This is a genomic window from Roseovarius sp. MBR-154 (assembly GCF_053628595.1).
The window spans coordinates 1-1,380 of sequence record NZ_JBRJGR010000068.1 but is presented as its reverse complement, the minus strand read 5'-3'; the positions used below and the strand labels follow the sequence as shown (position 1 = coordinate 1,380).

Annotated in this window: 1 protein-coding gene; it reads right to left on the bottom strand. The window is 57.3% G+C overall.

What is annotated here, in order from left to right; genetic code table 11:
* Positions 1–290: 290 nt before the first annotated feature.
* Positions 291–1,313, bottom strand: a complete 1,023-nt coding sequence (locus tag ACSSV4_RS23200) for an IS110 family RNA-guided transposase (protein WP_093037084.1) — start codon at positions 1,311–1,313, stop codon at positions 291–293.
* Positions 1,314–1,380 lie beyond the last annotated feature (67 nt).

The following is a 1,380-nucleotide window of genomic DNA, read 5'->3' as shown; positions in this document are numbered from 1 at the left end:
TGTGTGGATGTATATGGACCCCGCCTAATTGCAACGGTCTGTTTGGCTCTGGATCGAAAGTCGCGATTGCTGATGTATATCCGGCTTCTTAGGGCGGCCTGATAGATCATCGCCGCGAGCCCCGATGGATTTCCGCTTGCTTCTCCCTCATCGCCCCTAAGGCATTGGTGCTGACCTTGCCGATCCACACATCAGGTTCAAGAAGCAACGGGCGTGACCCTTCTCCATCTCCTGGCAGATGTTGCAATATTCCTTTCAGTCCTCCTTGACTTGGTCGCTCGTAGTCTGGCTCAGACGGTGTGTCCCCGCCTGTATTCCTGATCGTTTGACAGAAGCGACCAAACGATCCGTGCGTTCTTGTTTGCCAAGGCGACCGCGACGACATTCGGATGACGCCTTTCCCGCATCCGGTTGATCCACTGGCTTCGCGTGTCGGTTTTTCCGGCCGAGCGGCCCAGTACCGCGCGCGCACCGTGGATCAACATCGTCCGCAAGTACCTGTCGCCCCGTTTGCTTATGCCGAACAGCCGCGCTTTTCCGCCGCTTGAATGCTGCTTTGGCACCAGGCCCAACCAAGCAGCAAACTGGCGGCCATTTCTGAAGCAGGATTTATCGCCGACCGCGGCGACGAGCGCCGTTGCGGTAATCGGACCAATCCCCTCGATTTGGCTGATACGCTGACACATTTCATTGGAGCGGTAGAGGCTTTTAATCCGCTGATTGTAGCCCGCGAGGCGCGCATCCAGTTCGGCCAGCTCCTCCCGGATGTCGCGCAGCATCTCGACAAAGAGCCCACCAAAGCCTCCCGACTGACCGTCCGCAATTTCACTAAGGGTGCGCCGAATGCGGTTGATATCTCGCGGCACCACGACACCGTGCTCCCCAAGCAAACCTCGGACCTGGTTCACAAGCCGGGTACGATTTGCAACCACACGTTGGCGGATACGGTGGACCGCTTGGATTTCCAGCTGCTCCGGCGACTTCGGCGGTACAAACCGCATCGACGGCCTGCCAACCGCCTCGCAAATAGCTTCAGCGTCATTGCGGTCATTCTTGTTCGACTTGACATACGGCTTCACGAACTGAGGCGAGATCAACCGGACCTCGTGCCCCAGATCAGTCAGAACACGCGCCCAATAGTGCGATCCGCAACAAGCCTCCATCCCGACAACGCAAGGCTCAAGCTCAGCGAAGAACTGCGCAACGGCTTCGCGTCTCAGAGTCTTTCGAAGCACAACATTTTCGTCGTTGTCGACGGCGTGAACTTCAAAAACGTACTTGGCCAGATCAAGGCCGATCCTTTTGATTTCCATGGCATGCACCCTCCTGTTTGCCTTTCCAAGATACACCGCCCGAGGTCGGCGGGGTCCATACCATTGC